We start from the raw sequence: 15,956 nt of genomic DNA, 5'->3' as shown, positions 1-15,956 counted from the left end.
TGGTGGTCGTTACTGGGATCGAACCAGTGACCCCCTCCTTGTAAGGGAGGTGCTCTCCCAGCTGAGCTAAACGACCTGGGATTCTTGAAATGATGGTGGGTCGTGCTGGATTCGAACCAGCGACCAATTGATTAAAAGTCAACTGCTCTACCGACTGAGCTAACGACCCATCTAAATCATTTTTTTTACAAACTGGTGGTCGTTACTGGGATCGAACCAGTGACCCCCTCCTTGTAAGGGAGGTGCTCTCCCAGCTGAGCTAAACGACCTGGGAATTCTGTCTCCACCGAGTGGAGAAAATGGTGGGTCGTGCTGGATTCGAACCAGCGACCAATTGATTAAAAGTCAACTGCTCTACCGACTGAGCTAACGACCCTCACCACGACCAGTTCCGACTGCATTACTGCTTCGGCTCTGACGGCGGCCTATATTACGGATTTAAATTTCCGGTGCAACAGAAAATTCGTAATTTAAATCCGTTTGCTCACTGTGCGTACAAATGCAGGCTGTTTTTACAGTAGCGTTACGAAAACAGTGACATACAGCAATGTTACAGCTTGGCCAGACTCTGTTTGGCCAACTGGGCCGGCGAGGTGTTGGGGTAGCCCTTGATCACCTGCTCATAGAAGGATTTGGCTTCCGCCTTCTTGCCATCCAGCTGCGCCAGCATACCCAGCTTCAGCAGCGCATCGGCTCGCTTGGGGGATTTGCTGTATTTGTTGGCCACGGTCGAAAACTGGGCCGAGGCACCGGCTCTGTCACCCTTGTTGAACAGCAACTGGCCGAGCCAGTAGTGTGCATTGGGAACATAGCCCGAATTGGGGTACTGCTTGATAAAGCCCTGGAAAGCCGGGATGGCTTTGTCGTAGTTCTTCTCTTTGAGCACCATGTTGACCGCTGCGTCGTAGGCCTGGTTCTCATCCTGATTGGTTGAGTAATTGGCGGCAGCAGCCGGTGTGGCAGCAGCAGGGGCCGGGGCGGCTGGCGCAGCTTGCTGGCTGCTGGCAACCTTGTCGAGCTCCTGGTAGAGCTGACGCTGGCGCTCTTGCGACTGTTCCATCTGGTAGGTCTGCTGCTCCAGCTGACCACGAAGCTCGGAAACCTCCCCTTGCAGGGAGTCGACCTGTTGCTGCAATTCAGCTTGCAGTCGCAGACGGGCATTGAGGGTGCGCTCCAGCAGGGCAACCCGATCTTCCAGGCTACCGGTGGGCACGATGGCGCCGTTGTTGCCGCTAAGGACAACCCCACCACTTGAGTCACCGCCCAGATCGCTGACCGGTGCCGCAGCTTGCGCATTCAGAGCAACCATTACGGCCAGCGCAACGACAGCTTGCTTGTACACAGATTTCATTCGGATCAAACCTTAGCGTTTAGTACAGATAAAACGGCCAGCGCCATCGTCGCTCGCATATGCAGATTTCATTCGGATCAAACCTTGGCGTTTAGTGCAAATAAAACGGCCATCGAAATGGCCGCTTGCATATAAACGAACTTCGTCCGGTTTAAACCTTAGTAAACCAGAACCGCGCGGCGGTTTTTGGCAAAGGCATCCTCGGTGTGGGACATGTCCAGCGGCTTCTCTTCGCCATAGCTGACGATAGAGAGCTGCTCGGCCTGCACACCCAGGGTTTGCAGATACTTGGCAACAGCCTTGGCACGACGCTCGCCCAGGGCGATGTTGTACTCCGGAGTACCGCGCTCATCGGCGTGACCTTCGATCAGGACTTTAACGCTCGGGCGCTCGCGCAGGTAGCTGGCGTGGGCATCCAGCAGATCAGCGTACTGACCCTGGATATCGTAACCGTCGAACGGGAAGTAGATCACGTTGTCACGCTGCAGTGCTTCGAATTTCTGACGCATCTGCTCTTCCGGGGACAACATGCCGTTGGCGCCGCCGGTTTGTACACCGCCCATGCCGTCGGTCATACCTGATTCAGCGCCAGCGGCGTCGGAATCAGAAGAAGAACTACAAGCGGCCAGGGTGAACAGTGGCAGTGCGATGGCCAAACCCTTGAGCAGTTTATTGAGTTGCATGCTATTTCCTTAAACCTTTATAACAAAACAAAAAACAATTGGATTTTTATCAATTCAAGAAGGGCGACCAAGCTGGTGCACGAATTTCACCGCTACTGGTCGGAAGCACAGCCTTGAAGCGACCATCAGTCGACACCAACGCGAGACTCTTACGACCCTGATAGATGGTGGCATAAATGATCATGCTGCCATTGGGAGCCACACTTGGCGACTCATCCAGAGCACTCTGGGTAAGGACCAACAGGGCATTGTTTTCCATGTCCTGACGGGCAATACGATACTGTCCCTGAACACGGGTCACCATCACCATGATTTTGCCATCAGGAGTGATGGATGCACCCTGGTTGGATTCACCTTCCCAAGTCATCCGGCGAGTCATACCAGTCGCCAAATTTACGCTATAAATCTGGGGTTTGCCACCACGTTCAGAGGTGAACAACAAATTTTGCCCATCCGGCATCCAGGAGGGTTCTGTGTCGATCACACGGCTGGTTGTGACGCGGGTCAGCTGCTTGCTAGCGACATCAACTACATAGAGGTTCGGTGAACCATCTTTGGAGAGAACGATAGCCAGACGACGACCATCCGGAGACCACTCCGGCGCCCCGTTAATACCGCGGAAACTGGTGATCAGGCTGCGCTGCTGGGTGTAGATATCCTGCACGTAGATTTCGGACTTCTGGTTCTCGAAGCTCACGTAAGCCAGCTTGCTGCCATCCGGCGACCAGGCTGGAGACATCAAGGGCTCGCGGGAGCGCAGCAGGGTCTTCTCGTTGTAACCGTCGTAGTCAGAAATACGCAGCTGGTAAGGGAACTGGGTACCCTGCTGTACGGAGACGTAAGCCAGACGGGTCAGGAAGGCACCGCGCTCGCCAGTCAAACGCTCATAGACGATGTCGGAGATACGGTGGGCAAACTGGCGCATCTGGGCACCCGGGATGGTCGCCATACGGCTATCCAGAATGTAACCGTTGCTCTCGCCACCTTGTGCCTTGGCCAGCTGGCCTTTCAGCACATCGACCAGCTCGAAGTTCACCTTGTAGGTGCCGTCACCGACTGCCGAAATGGAACCCACCACCACGGCTTCAACCCCTTGGGAGGCCCAGGGCGCGAAGTTGATCTCGCTGCTGCTGCTCGGGGTTTGCGGCATCTGGCCACGGGCCAGCGGCTTGAACTTGCCGCTGCGCATCAGGTCGTTGGAGACCACTTCCGCGATGTCCTGCGGCAACTGTCCGTTGCCTTCCCACTTGAAGGGAGCAACGGCGATGGGGCGTGCGCTATCAATACCGCCGGTGATGACGATGTCCAAGGCCGCCTGGGCACTCTGGCCCAGCAACAAACAGCCAACCAAAGCAAAAAATACTTTTCTGATCATGGCTTAAATACTCGGTTCCAATATAGATGAGAGGTTAAATTCCTTTCTCGGCGAGAGGTTGCCAACCGGAGGCAAGCAACCTCGTTTTATCACGCTTAGATACTCGGTTCTAACTTCAGGTTAAATTCCTTCAACATCTCGAATGCCGCAGGATCCTTGGGCACAGGCAGTTGATTGGCTTTCAGAACAGCCGCCTTACCGGAACGACAGACCGCCGGGTCACCCTGGCCGTTATCTACCGATATGACAAAGCCACTGCTCGCAAGACGTACGCCGATAGTACATGTTTTGCCCCGCATGGTGGGATCCAAAATCATATACCGCTCAACAGTGGCCTTGATGAGCGCCGCATATTTGTCGACTTCGCCCTGGGCTGCTGCCGATGCAGCCTGACTGCGGGCATTGGCCTCAGCCGACAGCTGCTGCTGCATCATCTCTTCCATCTCTTTTTGCAGCTTGGCCTGCTCGGCTGCTTTACGCTTGCGCTCAGCCGCGATCTTGGCCTGCTTTTCGGCCTCTGCCTTGGCTTTCTTCTCTGCGTCAGCTTTTGCCTTTTTCTCAGCCTCTTCCTTGGCCTTCTTCTCGGCCTCGGCTTTGGCTTTTTTCTCTGCTTCTGCCTTGGCTTTCTTCTCGGCTTCAGCTTTGGCCTTCTTGTCAGCTTCCGCTTTCTTGGCCTTGGCTTCTGCCGCCTTGGCCTTCTCTTCAGCCTCTTTCTTCTCTTGTTCCTTTTTCTTCTTCAGCGCCAACGCCTTGCTCTCGGCTTCCGCCGCTTTACGCTCGGCTTCAGCCTTCTTGGCCTTCTGTTCTTCCAGCTTGCGGGCTTCCTCGGCTTTTTGGGCCTTCTCTTCCGCCTGCTTCTGCTCGGCAACCTTCTTCTGCTTCTCGGCCTCGGCCTTGCGAGTCGCCTCTTCGGCCTGCTTGCGCTTGGTCTCGGCGATGCGAAGCTGCTCCTGTTTCTGAGCCAGCTCGCGCTTGGCGAGATCCGTGTCTTCCTTATCCTTCTCTTTCTCTACCTTTTGAGGCTTGGGCTGAGATTTCTGCTGCTGGATCTGCTTGGCCTGTTCGTTGAGGAAGTTCTCATCGAGCATGACGGCATTGACGATCTGCCCCTTCGATTCGGGTCGTTTCGGTTTGCTGAAATCGAGCCCGACAAACAGGATGATGCCGATGATCAGGTGCAGCAGAAACGACGCGATGAGATAACCGGAAATACCACGCTTCACATCCATCTCCGTTAGTTCACCGGATCTGTCATCAGGCCAACCTGAGGCACACCCGCATTCTTGAGGGCCACCATCAACAGGATCACCTCTTCGTAGCGCACGGCCTTGTCACCCGCGACCACCACGGGGGCATTCTGGTTGATCGCCAGATAGCCCATGGCTTTTTCGGTGATGTATTGCTGCATCGCCTCTGGCGTGCCGCTTGGCACCGGCTCGTCATCGGCTTCGCCAGCCTTGATGACATACTCGCCTTCGGTATTGACGCTGACGATGAAGGGCGGCTTGGCATCTTCCGGCAACTGCTCGGACTCAGCCTGTGGCAGATCCACCTTGACCCCTTGCGTGATCACCGGCGTGACCGCCATAAAGATGATAAGCAGCACCAGCATGACGTCGATATAGGGAACCACGTTGATCTCGGCCACCTTCTTGCGCCGGATCCGCTGATAGGTTTGCATTACTGATCACCCTGCTGCTGTGCAATTTGACGGTTCAGAATTGTGGTGAACTCGTCCATGAAGTTGGCGTAGGCGTTCTCCAGCCGCTCGACCTTGTTGGAGAAGCGGTTGTAGAAGATAACCGCCGGGATAGCGGCAAACAGACCCATGGCGGTAGCGATCAGCGCTTCCGCGATACCCGGTGCCACCATCTGCAAGGTAGCCTGCTGCACCTGACCCAGGGCGATAAAGGCGTTCATGATCCCCCATACAGTACCAAACAGACCGATATAGGGGCTGATGGAGCCGATGGTCGCCAGCACCGGCAAGTTGGATTCCAGATCATCCACCGCGCGGGAGAGGGAGACGCGCATGGCGCGGTAGGTACCATCCATCACCGCATCCTGACCACGGGCACCGGCCTTGAGCAAGCGGGCATACTCCTTGAAGCCGGAGTAGAAGATATCTTCCATGCCTTCGATATCATCGCGGCGGGAAGAGGACTCCTGATAGAGGCGATTGAGATCGACCCCTGACCAGAAGCGATCTTCAAACTGTTCCGATGCGAGATTGGCCGCCTTGATCGCCTTTGAACGCTGGATAATCAGCGCCCACGAGACAATAGACATGCTCATCAGGGTCATCATGACCAGTTTTACCAACAGGCTGGCTTGCCAAAACAGGCCAATAAACGAAATTTCAGCGTGCACTTAACAGCACTCCCTTGATTTTTTCAGGTATAGCTACAGGTTTCATTTGCGGATGACTGACACAGGCTATCTGTACCATCGCCTGGGTGATCAGTCGTCCATCAGCCGCCAGGATCTGCTGCGAAAAGCGCAGGGATGCGCGTTTCACTTCAATCACTTGCGTTAATACATTCAATAGTTCATTAAAACGGGCCGCCGAGCGGAAATCGATCTCAGTTCGGCTCACCACGAAGGCATATCCCTCCTGCAGCCAGACGTCCTGTTCGACCCCTTTGGCACGAAGAAACTCGGTGCGAGCACGTTCCATAAACTTGAGATAATTGGCGTTGTAGACGATGCCCCCGGCGTCAGTGTCTTCGTAGTAGACACGCACCGGAAACTCAAAGACTTCCCCCATAACAATCTGTGATCCATTCGACAGTCAGATGGGGGGCTATCATAGCGCAGGGCTGAATAGGAAAGAAGCAGGGGGAGACAGGGAAATCCTGCCTCCCCCCGTTTTTTATGAAAGGAAATATGAATGTGTCAGCCAGAGGCCATACAACAAACTGGGCCAGGCGAGCCAGGGGTTGAACAGCACACGTCCGGGCAGGCTTTTCAGATGAAAGCCAAGCCCGTTAAGTACGCCACAACAGACGGCCCACATCAGCCAGGGAGCAAGCCAGAGACCATGCTCGCTGGTGTTGGCCGCGATCAGATTGGGGGCCTGTAAAATAGCGACGGCCAACAAGGCCGCCGCGAGTAACATCAACCCCTGCCACGGCTGCCGCTCCAGTGGAGCGGCCAGCCTGGCGAGTCGATCACTTGTTTTCATCGATCTGACGATCCATGTTCTCGGTGTGTTCCAGCCACAGCGCATTGATGATGCCAAATGCACAGGCCAGCAACAGTCCCAGGATCCAGGTGAAATACCACATTGTCAGCGCACCTCTTAATAGAGAGATTGTTGGTTATCTTCGATGTGCTTGTTGGTTACCCGGCCAAACATCTTGATGTAAGTCCAGATGGTGTAACCCAGCACAATCGGTACGAAGATCGCTGCAGCCACAGTCATCACCTGCAAGGTGTTGAAAGAGGCGGTAGCATCCCACATGGTCAGGCTCAGTGACGGCTCAAGGCTTGAGGGCATCACGAACGGGAACATGGAGAAACCGGCAGTGAGGATGACCCCGGCAATCGCCAGCGAGGAGCTGGTAAACGCCAGCCAGCCGATGTTCATGCGGGCAAACAGCGCAGTCAGCAGGCTCATGGCCAGGCCCAGTACAGGGGCGGCCACCATCCACGGATAGAGGGTGTAGTTGTTCATCCAGGCACCAGCCTGCAGGACAACTTCCTTGTTCATCGGGTTGGATACTGCGTCTGTCGCGGCAGCCTTGACGATGACATACCCTTCCATACCGCTTACCCACCAACCCGCGGCAGCAAACAGCACCAGAGTCAGCAGTGAGCAGACCATGGCGGCAGTGCGGGAACGCGCCAGCACTTCACCGTCGGTCTTCATCATCAACCAGGTTGCGCCCTGGGTGAGCAGCATGAACAGGCTCACCAGACCAGCCAGAATGCCGAACGGGTTAAGCAGACCAAAGAAGTTGCCGTGATAGGTCAACATCATGAACTGGTTAAACTCGAACGGAACGCCTTGCAGCAGGTTGCCAAAGGCCACACCAAAGACGATGGGCGGTACGGCGCTACCGGCGAACAAGGCCCAGTCCCAGTTGCTGCGCCATTTGGCATCAGCACGCAGGGAGCGGTACTTGAAACCGACCGGACGCAGGAACAGCGCCATCAGCGTCAGGATCATGGCGATGTAGAAGCCGGAGAAGGTCGCGGCATACACCATCGGCCAGGCGGCGAACAAGGCACCACCGGCAGTGACCAGCCACACCTGGTTACCTTCCCAGTGCGGCCCCATGGTGTTGAGCATCACGCGGCGCTCGACATCTTTCTTGCCGACGAACGGGAGCAGTGCGCCTACCCCCATGTCGAAGCCGTCAGTGATGGCAAAACCGATCAGCAGTACGCCGACCAGAGCCCACCAGATGACACGCAGAGTTTCGTAATCAAACATGGTCGCTCTCCTTATGCCTTGATCTGTTCAAAGTGATACTTGCCTGTCTTCAGGCTGCTGGGGCCAAGACGGGCATACTTGAACATCAGGTACATCTCGATAACCAGAAGTACGGTATAGAACAGGCAGATACCGATCAGAGAGAACCAGATCTCGGCTGCAGGCAAATTGGATGCAGAGAGGGAAGTCGGCAACACCTCTGCAATGGTCCACGGTTGGCGACCATATTCAGCAACAAACCAGCCAGCTTCGATAGCGATCCACGGCAGCGGAATACCCCACAGCAGACCCTTGAGCAGCCACTTGCGCTTGCCGATCTGGTGGCGGGCACTGTCATAGAAGGCCATACCAATCAGCACCAGCATCAGCATGCCGACGGCAACCATGATGCGGAAGGCGAAGAACAGCGGCAGTACCTGCGGGATGGAGTCATCCACGGCGGCCTTGATCTGCTCGTCGGTAGCATCGGTCACGTTGCTGGTGTAGCGCTTGAGCAGCAGACCGTAGCCCAGATCCTGCTTCACTTCGTCGAAACGAGCGCGGGTCTCGTCAGACTTGTCACCGGATTGCAGCTTGGTCAGCAGGTCGTAAGCGGTCATACCGTTGCGGACGCGCAGTTCGTGCTCGCTCTTCAGATCCTTCAGACCGGTTACCTGACCGTCCAGAGAACGGGTCGCGATAATGCCCAGTGCATAGGGGATCTTGATGGCGTAGTCGGTGCGCATCTCTTCCTGATTCGGAATACCGAACAGGGTAAAGGCGGCCGGAGCAGGTTCAGTCTCCCACTCAGCTTCGATAGCGGCCAGTTTCACCTTCTGCACTTCACCGGTCTCGTAACCGGATTCGTCACCGAGGATCAGCACGGACACGATGGAAGCCATACCGAACGCGGCGGCAATGGCGAAGGAGCGACGGGCAAAGGCCACATCACGATTCTTCAGCAGGTAGTAGGAGGAGATACCCAGCACAAACATGGCGCCACAGGTATAACCAGCCGCCACAGTGTGGACGAACTTGACCTGAGCAACCGGGTTGAGCACCACGTCAGCGAAGCTCATCATCTCCATCCGCATGGATTCGAAGTTGAACTCGGCACCGACCGGGTTCTGCATCCAGCCGTTGGCGACCAGGATCCAGAGGGCGGAGAGGTTGGTACCCAGCGCCATCAACCAGGTGGCAGCCAGGTGCTGATGCTTGCTCAGACGATCCCAACCAAAGAAGAACATACCGACGAAGGTGGACTCCAGGAAGAAGGCCATCAGCCCTTCGATAGCCAGCGGGGCCCCGAAGATATCGCCGACATAATGGGAGTAGTAAGCCCAGTTCGTCCCAAACTGGAACTCCATGGCCAGACCTGTGGTGACCCCCAAGGCAAAGTTGATACCAAACAACTTACCCCAGAATTTGGTCATGTCCCGGTAGATGGTGTTGTTGGTCATCACATAGACGGATTCCATGATCGCCAGGAGAAAGGCCATTCCCAGCGTCAGGGGTACAAACAAAAAGTGATAAAGGGCCGTCGCAGCGAACTGGAACCGCGATAGGTCTACCACATGCTCAGCAATCATGATGTTTCCTCACCGATTATTGGCACGGCTATTTTAAGTTTTAAGCACAAAGCTTCCGTTGGAGGTTAGCGAATGAGCCTTATTGGGACGTGTCACAACAAAACGCGTTCAGTAACCACTAGCATTAACAACAAGGCAATACGAGAACACAAACAAAGCTAATGTTTAACAATTACAAAACAATCAGCCTAAATTTATTCTCGCCCATGATGACCGAGTTTTTATATCACCTTTATTTGATTGAAATCAATGTAAAAGGACCCGCCATACATGGCTTTGAAAGGCATTTTTAATCTATTTCACGATTATTGACGCGAGCCAGATCACAAAACACGACAAAGCGTAAAACATTGATTTAAATCAATTTAAGAATTTAACATCCCGCCGCTCGGTTTAATTTGAAAAGCGTGAATGACGCGCCTTTTTCCATGTTATCCGAGTCAGGCAATCTGATTCGAAAACTCAATTTAAAATTGCAAAGAATGCATACTCATGCGAACCAATTTCATCAACAAAGACATTAGATAAACTAATTTGAAGAGTGCAATTTTTCTTGTTTGCCGGGGTCGATTCGAACTCCTACAATGCGCCTCGCAGTGAGGGCATACCCTTGGATACAGGCCGGTTAATCCGGGTTCACGGTACGTATTCGACGATCAATTTGAACCTGTCTATTGGAATCGAAGATGAAAAAGTTTGTTGCTAAAACCATCCGTTACTACAAGCTTTCCTTTGTTCAGCTCTATCAACTGAACCGACTCTGAGAGCTCGCGACGGCTCACCTGTTTATTTTCCGGTCTGTGTCCAGACGCACTCACTGTCTGTGAACATCCATCCTGAATTGTCTTTGCCCACCGCATCCGCCGTGGGCTTTTTTTTGCCCGGATAATAAAAAACCGCCTTTGACGGCGGTTTCATGTTCAAACGACTGTTTTTACTTCTCATCTGGTCGCTGAAGACCGAAATGAGCGTAGGCTCGTGTGGTCGCAATCCGTCCTCTGGGTGTACGTTGCAGATACCCTTGCTGGATCAGATAAGGCTCCAGCACATCTTCGATAGTATCTTTCTCTTCCCCGATCGCGGCGGCCAGATTATCGAGACCCACCGGGCCCCCCATAAACTTGTCTATCACAGCCAACAATAACTTGCGGTCCATGAAGTCAAAACCTTCGTTATCGACATCCAGCATGTCCATGGCGCGAGCAGCAATGGGGCCGTCGATCCGGCCATCGGATTTCACCTGGGCAAAGTCGCGCACCCGCCTTAACAAACGGTTAGCAATCCGCGGCGTGCCGCGAGAGCGACGAGCGACCTCAATGGCACCATCTTCCGTCATGTCGAGCCCCAGACAACGGGCACTGCGGGAGACGATATCGGTCAGGTCCTTGACGTTGTAGAACTCCAGCCGCTGGACGATACCGAAGCGATCCCGCAGCGGGCTGGTGAGTGAACCTGCCCGGGTGGTGGCGCCAATCAGGGTGAAGGGAGGCAGATCCAGCTTGATGGAGCGAGCCGCTGGCCCCTCCCCGATCATGATGTCGAGCTGATAATCCTCCATCGCCGGATAGAGCACCTCCTCCACCACCGGGCTGAGACGGTGGATTTCATCGATGAACAGCACATCGTTCGGTTCGAGGTTGGTGAGCAGCGCCGCCAGATCCCCCGCTTTCTCCAGCACCGGGCCGGAGGTGGTCTTGATATTGACCCCCATCTCGTTGGCGACGATGTTGGCAAGGGTAGTCTTGCCCAGACCCGGCGGGCCGAAGATCAGCAGGTGATCGAGCGCTTCACCCCGCTGACGGGCCGCTTCGATAAAGATCTCCATCTGTTCGCAGACGGTATCCTGACCGGTGTAGTCAGCCAGCTTCTTGGGGCGGATCGCCCGGTCAATAATGTCATCCTCACGGGCGGCACTGGCCGAAATGAGGCGGTCTGCTTCAATCATCAACTACCTCATACCAGGCTACGCAGGGATTCACGGATGATATCTTCCACCGACATCCCCTCTTTGGCGATCTTGCTGACAATCTGACTCGCCTGCTGCGGCTTGTAACCGAGGGCCACCAGCGCACTGGCCGCCTCCTCGGTCACATCCGGTGCCCGCAATTCGGGCTCACTGGCTGGCAGGGTGACCATGGCCGGGGAGAAGAGGTCGTGACTGACCCACCCCTTGAGGCGATCCTTCATCTCCACCACCAGACGCTCGGCGGTCTTCTTGCCGACTCCCGGCAGTTTGACCAAAGAGCTTATCTCTTCACGTTCGACACTCAGCACGAATTGGGTAGCTGTCATGCCGGAGAGAATAGCCAGCGCCAGCTTGGGGCCGACTCCGTTGGTCTTGATCAGCTCGCGGAACAGCGCCCGCTCCTGTTTGTGGTTGAAACCATAGAGCAACTGGGCATCTTCCCGCACCACGAAGTGAGTATGGATGGTCGCTTCCTTGCCGATCTCCGGCAAATCATAGAAGCAGCTCATCGGCATCTGCACCTCATAGCCAACCCCGCCCACTTCCAGCAGGACCTCGGGGGGCTGCTTTTCAATGACAATGCCTCTCAAGCGACCAATCACGGCTCTCTCCTCACCAATACAACTATTCGTAAATTGGCTCATAGCATAAAGAATAACTGGATAAGTATCCAGCATAGGGCAGCAACACCCTTGTGGTCAGAGAGGCTTTTTATCCAATTTTCCACCATGCTTGATCGGGTGCAGCCAGTGCACGGGATGTTTCAGCGCCGCACCGGTCCCCGAGCGGGGGATAAACCACTACACTAAACCCGTTCGGAACCGAAACTGGTGCCAATGTCGATACCAAGGAAGGCCATCACATGAAAATTGTTACCACCTCCAATCTGGGTCTTGCCATATTGCTCGGCTGTACGCTGGGCATGGGGGTCGTTGGCTGGTATGGCAGCCAGCGGCTAGCCAATCTGCTCTCCTATGTCCTGGGCGCCGCCTGGCAGACCGCCGACGGTGCCATGGAGGGCTCCATAGAGCTGGGCAACCAACAGCTACAGATTCAGAAGATGCAAAACGGAACCCCGCTCAATCGCGCCGAACTCGATGCTGCCAAGGCGGCGACCGATGATGCGCTGGCCCGGGTCAGCCAGGGGCAGCTCATTGATGGTGCAGCCCTTGCCACCATGGAACAGCACAAGCAGGACTATCAACAGCAACAAGAGAAGCTGCTGGCGCTCTATCACGCCTATACCGAGGTGGATCAGGCCCTGCATCACAACGCCGATCTGATGGCTCGCCTCTCGACCCAGCTGGAGGTGATTGGCGATGGCGCGGTCGAGGCGCTGACCCAATCCCCCGACCAGACCATCAGCTGGAACAGCGGCCTCTCCACTCGCTGGGAAGCGGCCGATGGGGGGATGGAATCCAACATAGGCTTTTTGCGCCAGCTCTATGCGCTGGAGAAGATGCGCAGACAAGGAGTCACAGAGGCGATCAAGGCCGAGCTGAAAGAGGCGACTGATTTCTACCACGAAGCGGTCGACAGCATGCTCGGCACCGGGCTGTTCGATATCGAGGGAATCGGCGAATTTGCCGGCAAGACACTGTCGGCAGAGTATCGCGCCCTGTTGGCCCGGCATCAGCAACTGATGGGACAGTGGGTCGATGCGCTCGGCAGCTATCAGGCCCAGCAGTCCGCCTATGAGGTCAGTGCCGATGAGCTGCGACAACAGCTGGTTGCCATCGAGGAGAGCGGCGATGCCACCGTCGAGGATCAGGTGGCCCAGCTCAACGGCATCATCAGCCAGATCCGAACCCTGCTGCTGGGTGGCCTGTTGCTGAGCCTGATCATGGTCACCCTCTGCGGCTTCTGGCTGACCCGCAAACTGGTAACCCCGCTGCTGCAAGTGGACAAACGAATGCAGGATATCGCCGCCGGCGAGGGGGACCTCAACGCCCGCATCAACCTGCAACGTGATGATGAGATAGGCTCGCTGGCCAACAGCGTGGATCGTTTCATCGAGAAATTGCAGAAGATGATCAGCTCCACCATGGACAACAACCAGCACATCAGCGAACACGTTCACACCTCGGTCAACCGGGTGGAGGCAATCAGCCAGAGCAGCCGCCAGACCGCCGAACATGCGCTGGCCCTGCACCACGACAGTGAACAGATGGTGCAAGTCGCCACAGGTATCTCGGACAACTGCAGCATGGCGGCCCACAATGCCAATGAGGTGCGCCAGCTGACCACCGAGAGCAGCCAGTATGTCGCCTCCGCCAGCGCGGGCATGCAGCGGGTGGTACAGGAGGTGAGCGAGTGTGCCATCGCCATCAACTCCCTCAAGGAGCAGGCGGGTCAAATTGGCCAGATCATCTCCACCATCAGCGGCATCTCGGAACAGACCAACCTTCTGGCCCTCAATGCGGCCATAGAAGCGGCCCGCGCGGGGGAGATGGGGCGTGGCTTTGCGGTGGTCGCGGACGAGGTGCGCACCCTGGCCAATCGCACCGCAACATCGAGCGCTGAAATTAGCCAGGTGATCAGCAGCATCCAGCAGCAGACCGAAACCGCCTATCTGATGATGCAGCGCAACCTCAAGACGGTAGAGTCCGGCATGCAGGACTCCGAGAACACCAAGCAGATCCTGTTCAAGGTGGAAGGCGCCATCGACCAGCTGGCCGACATGGTGCAGCAGGTGGCCGTAGCCACAGGGCAACTGTCACACACCCTGAGCCACTCCTCTGACAAGGTCTCCGGCATCAGTCTGCAAGCCAGAACCGGCGAACAGGAGGCACAGGAGTGCCTGCAGCTCGCCTCCTCGCTCCATCAAGCCAGCCTGCTGCAACAGCGCCTGCTCTCCCAGTTCAGAGTCTGAGCCCCTCCAATAGTAAAGATGCCACTCATGTGAGTGGCATCTTTTTGTTACCGGTCGCTCATTCCTGCCGCCTTAACTTCCTCAACGTCCTATGGCCAGTTGAACAGCCAGGCTCAACATGATGATGCCTACCAGCAGATCGATCCCCTGCTGCACCCGGCAGCGGGCCAGCCAGGGCGCCACTGCCGCAGCACCCAGCGCCAGCGAGTAGAACCACACCAACGAGGCCAGCATGGCCCCCGCAGCAAAGGCCGGACGCAGGGACTCGCTCACCTGACTGCCAAGGGAGCCGAGCAGCATCAAAGTATCGAGATAGACGTGAGGATTGAGCAGCGTAACACCCAGCGTCATCGCCAGCACGCTTTTGGCACCCATCTGCTGAGCAGACTCGGCAAGCCCCTCCCCTTTACCACGCCAGGCACTGAGCAGGGAACGGCCACCAAACCAGCCGAGAAACAGCACACCACCCCAGGTGAGCAGCGCCATGCCGAAGGGGCTGGCGGCCAGCACATTGGCCCCGCCAAATACGCCGATAGCAATCAGGGTGAGATCGCAGAAACTGCAGAGCGTGGCCGTCAGCAGATGGTGATTGCGATGGATGCCCCGACTCAGCACAAAGGCATTCTGGGCGCCGATAGGGATGATCATGGCCAGACCGATGGTGAAGCCTTGCAGTGTCGTTGCGAGCATCATGGAGAGTACCGTTCGAAATGATGAATGAGCGGCACTATAGCGATGGCGGTTCCTTCTTAGAAATTCATTGATTTACTGATTGATTCATTTTGCTAATAAAAAACGGCATACCTGCCGCTGTTCCAGCCCTTGTCAATTACCGGATCTGACAATTGTGACCCTCAGAGTGCGGCAGGAGAATCTGTTGCGCCTGTGGGCTCAGCCTACTGCAGCAATCTGGGGAAGTTGGTAACCACAACTTGCTCCAGATTGGGCAGCAACAGCCCCGTACTAACCCCTTTGGCAATGGCCTGATAGCGGTTCATTGAGCCGGTTTTGCGGGTGACCTGATTGAGATGGTAATTGACCGTGCGCTCCGTGATCCCGAGGATGCAGGCGATCTCGCTAGAGGTCTTCCCTTCGCTGGCCCAGAACAGGCACTCGGTCTCGCGCTCGGTCAAGGGGTCTTTCCCCGCACTGTCCATCATGCTGAAACGCACCACCCGAATGGCCGCCTCGAAGATGTAATTGGACATCCAGGAGAGGATCGGCGAGGACTCCAGCAGCAGGTCGCTCGAGGCCCGCTCGGAGGTGATGAAGGAGAGAATACCGTTCTCCCCGGCTGCGCCGTGCAGAGGGAAGGAGATGCCGTTACGCAACCCGAACTCGGCTGCCAACCCCATCACGTCCATGGTTCCCTCCTGCAGAAAACTGGCCCGCTCATCGAGGCGGTTCCAGTAAATGGGCAGCGTCTGCTTGCGTGCCAGCCGGATCACCGGATCGCACGCCAGCATGTTGTTTTCGGTATAGGCCTGCACCCAGGAATCAGGGCACTGGTTGAACAGCACCACCTTGGGCCTTTGCATCGACATCGGCAGGATCAGGGCGAAGCGATAGTAGTCATAGCCCATCCCGAGCGTAAAGCGACCGATCAGTTCGGCCAGACGATTGCCGTCCGTCACCGAAGTGAAATGTTCGAGGTACTCAAGCAGTTGGTCTCTGTTCATATGAAAGCCCCCTTGGCCAGACAT

The 15,956-nt window shown here is 55.9% G+C and carries 16 protein-coding genes and 4 tRNA genes; 1 reads left to right on the top strand and 19 read right to left on the bottom strand.

Going from position 1 to position 15,956, the window contains the following annotated elements; all coding sequences use genetic code 11:
• The 17 genes from AB5Y73_RS16585 to ruvA form a co-directional block, all read right to left on the bottom strand.
• A tRNA-Val gene (locus AB5Y73_RS16585) sits at positions 1–76 on the bottom strand.
• Between the two features lie 17 nt (positions 77–93).
• Positions 94–169, bottom strand: a tRNA-Lys gene (locus AB5Y73_RS16580).
• A gap of 24 nt (positions 170–193) precedes the next feature.
• Positions 194–269: transfer RNA gene (locus tag AB5Y73_RS16575), tRNA-Val, on the bottom strand.
• Positions 270–300: 31 nt separating this feature from the next.
• Positions 301–376, bottom strand: a tRNA-Lys gene (locus AB5Y73_RS16570).
• A gap of 174 nt (positions 377–550) precedes the next feature.
• Positions 551–1,351 (bottom strand): tol-pal system protein YbgF, encoded by an 801-nt coding sequence (gene ybgF / locus AB5Y73_RS16565; RefSeq protein WP_064339412.1) that lies wholly within the window; start codon positions 1,349–1,351, stop codon positions 551–553.
• A gap of 158 nt (positions 1,352–1,509) precedes the next feature.
• Positions 1,510–2,034, bottom strand: a complete 525-nt coding sequence (gene pal / locus AB5Y73_RS16560; protein ID WP_005304908.1) for a peptidoglycan-associated lipoprotein Pal — start codon at positions 2,032–2,034, stop codon at positions 1,510–1,512.
• Positions 2,035–2,083: 49 nt separating this feature from the next.
• A complete protein-coding gene (tolB, locus tag AB5Y73_RS16555; RefSeq protein ID WP_005335728.1) occupies positions 2,084–3,409 on the bottom strand; it encodes a Tol-Pal system beta propeller repeat protein TolB in 1,326 nt (441 codons plus the stop codon).
• A gap of 95 nt (positions 3,410–3,504) precedes the next feature.
• Positions 3,505–4,638: a cell envelope integrity protein TolA gene (tolA, locus tag AB5Y73_RS16550; RefSeq protein ID WP_013723471.1), complete on the bottom strand. Its 1,134-nt coding sequence runs from the start codon at positions 4,636–4,638 to the stop codon at positions 3,505–3,507.
• A gap of 5 nt (positions 4,639–4,643) precedes the next feature.
• Positions 4,644–5,090, bottom strand: coding sequence for a protein TolR (gene tolR, locus AB5Y73_RS16545; RefSeq protein WP_005335733.1), 447 nt, complete (start codon positions 5,088–5,090; stop codon positions 4,644–4,646).
• Positions 5,090–5,779, bottom strand: coding sequence for a protein TolQ (gene tolQ, locus AB5Y73_RS16540; RefSeq protein ID WP_005335735.1), 690 nt, complete (start codon positions 5,777–5,779; stop codon positions 5,090–5,092). The genes tolR and tolQ overlap by 1 nt, the downstream gene beginning before the upstream one ends.
• Positions 5,769–6,176: a tol-pal system-associated acyl-CoA thioesterase gene (gene ybgC / locus AB5Y73_RS16535; protein WP_005335737.1), complete on the bottom strand. Its 408-nt coding sequence runs from the start codon at positions 6,174–6,176 to the stop codon at positions 5,769–5,771. The genes tolQ and ybgC overlap by 11 nt, the downstream gene beginning before the upstream one ends.
• A 105-nt stretch (positions 6,177–6,281) precedes the next feature.
• Entirely contained in the window at positions 6,282–6,593 is a 312-nt protein-coding gene (locus AB5Y73_RS16530; protein ID WP_041202810.1) for a cyd operon YbgE family protein, read from the bottom strand.
• Complete coding sequence (gene cydX, locus AB5Y73_RS16525) at positions 6,580–6,696, bottom strand: cytochrome bd-I oxidase subunit CydX (protein WP_005304933.1); 117 nt, start codon at positions 6,694–6,696, stop codon at positions 6,580–6,582. Before cydX ends, AB5Y73_RS16530 begins: the two co-directional genes overlap by 14 nt.
• Before the next feature lie 14 nt (positions 6,697–6,710).
• On the bottom strand, positions 6,711–7,847 hold the full coding sequence (gene cydB / locus AB5Y73_RS16520; RefSeq protein ID WP_019446890.1) for a cytochrome d ubiquinol oxidase subunit II: 1,137 nt from the start codon (positions 7,845–7,847) through the stop codon (positions 6,711–6,713).
• A gap of 11 nt (positions 7,848–7,858) precedes the next feature.
• Positions 7,859–9,415 (bottom strand): cytochrome ubiquinol oxidase subunit I, encoded by a 1,557-nt coding sequence (locus AB5Y73_RS16515; RefSeq protein ID WP_005335743.1) that lies wholly within the window; start codon positions 9,413–9,415, stop codon positions 7,859–7,861.
• A gap of 934 nt (positions 9,416–10,349) precedes the next feature.
• Positions 10,350–11,360, bottom strand: a complete 1,011-nt coding sequence (gene ruvB, locus AB5Y73_RS16510) for a Holliday junction branch migration DNA helicase RuvB (protein WP_005335744.1) — start codon at positions 11,358–11,360, stop codon at positions 10,350–10,352.
• An 8-nt stretch (positions 11,361–11,368) separates the two neighbouring features.
• Positions 11,369–11,983 (bottom strand): Holliday junction branch migration protein RuvA, encoded by a 615-nt coding sequence (ruvA, locus tag AB5Y73_RS16505; RefSeq protein ID WP_005335746.1) that lies wholly within the window; start codon positions 11,981–11,983, stop codon positions 11,369–11,371.
• 260 nt (positions 11,984–12,243) lie between these two features.
• Here ruvA and AB5Y73_RS16500 point away from each other — a divergent pair, with 260 nt between their 5' ends.
• Positions 12,244–14,253, top strand: coding sequence for a methyl-accepting chemotaxis protein (locus AB5Y73_RS16500; protein WP_107682767.1), 2,010 nt, complete (start codon positions 12,244–12,246; stop codon positions 14,251–14,253).
• An 81-nt stretch (positions 14,254–14,334) separates the two neighbouring features.
• On the opposite strand, the gene lysE is transcribed toward AB5Y73_RS16500, so the two are convergent.
• Positions 14,335–14,943 carry an L-lysine exporter gene (gene lysE / locus AB5Y73_RS16495; RefSeq protein ID WP_107682860.1) on the bottom strand — a complete coding sequence of 203 codons (609 nt, stop codon included), beginning with the start codon at positions 14,941–14,943 and terminating at the stop codon, positions 14,335–14,337.
• A 206-nt stretch (positions 14,944–15,149) separates the two neighbouring features.
• Positions 15,150–15,932: a LuxR family transcriptional regulator gene (locus AB5Y73_RS16490; protein ID WP_005335753.1), complete on the bottom strand. Its 783-nt coding sequence runs from the start codon at positions 15,930–15,932 to the stop codon at positions 15,150–15,152.
• Positions 15,933–15,956: the final 24 nt, after the last annotated feature.

Source organism: Aeromonas sp. s7(2024) (assembly GCF_040907825.1).
Taxonomy (GTDB): Bacteria; Pseudomonadota; Gammaproteobacteria; order Enterobacterales; family Aeromonadaceae; genus Aeromonas; species Aeromonas veronii.
Note: the sequence above shows the minus strand (reverse complement) of the source record. Positions and strands in the feature narration are given on the sequence as shown.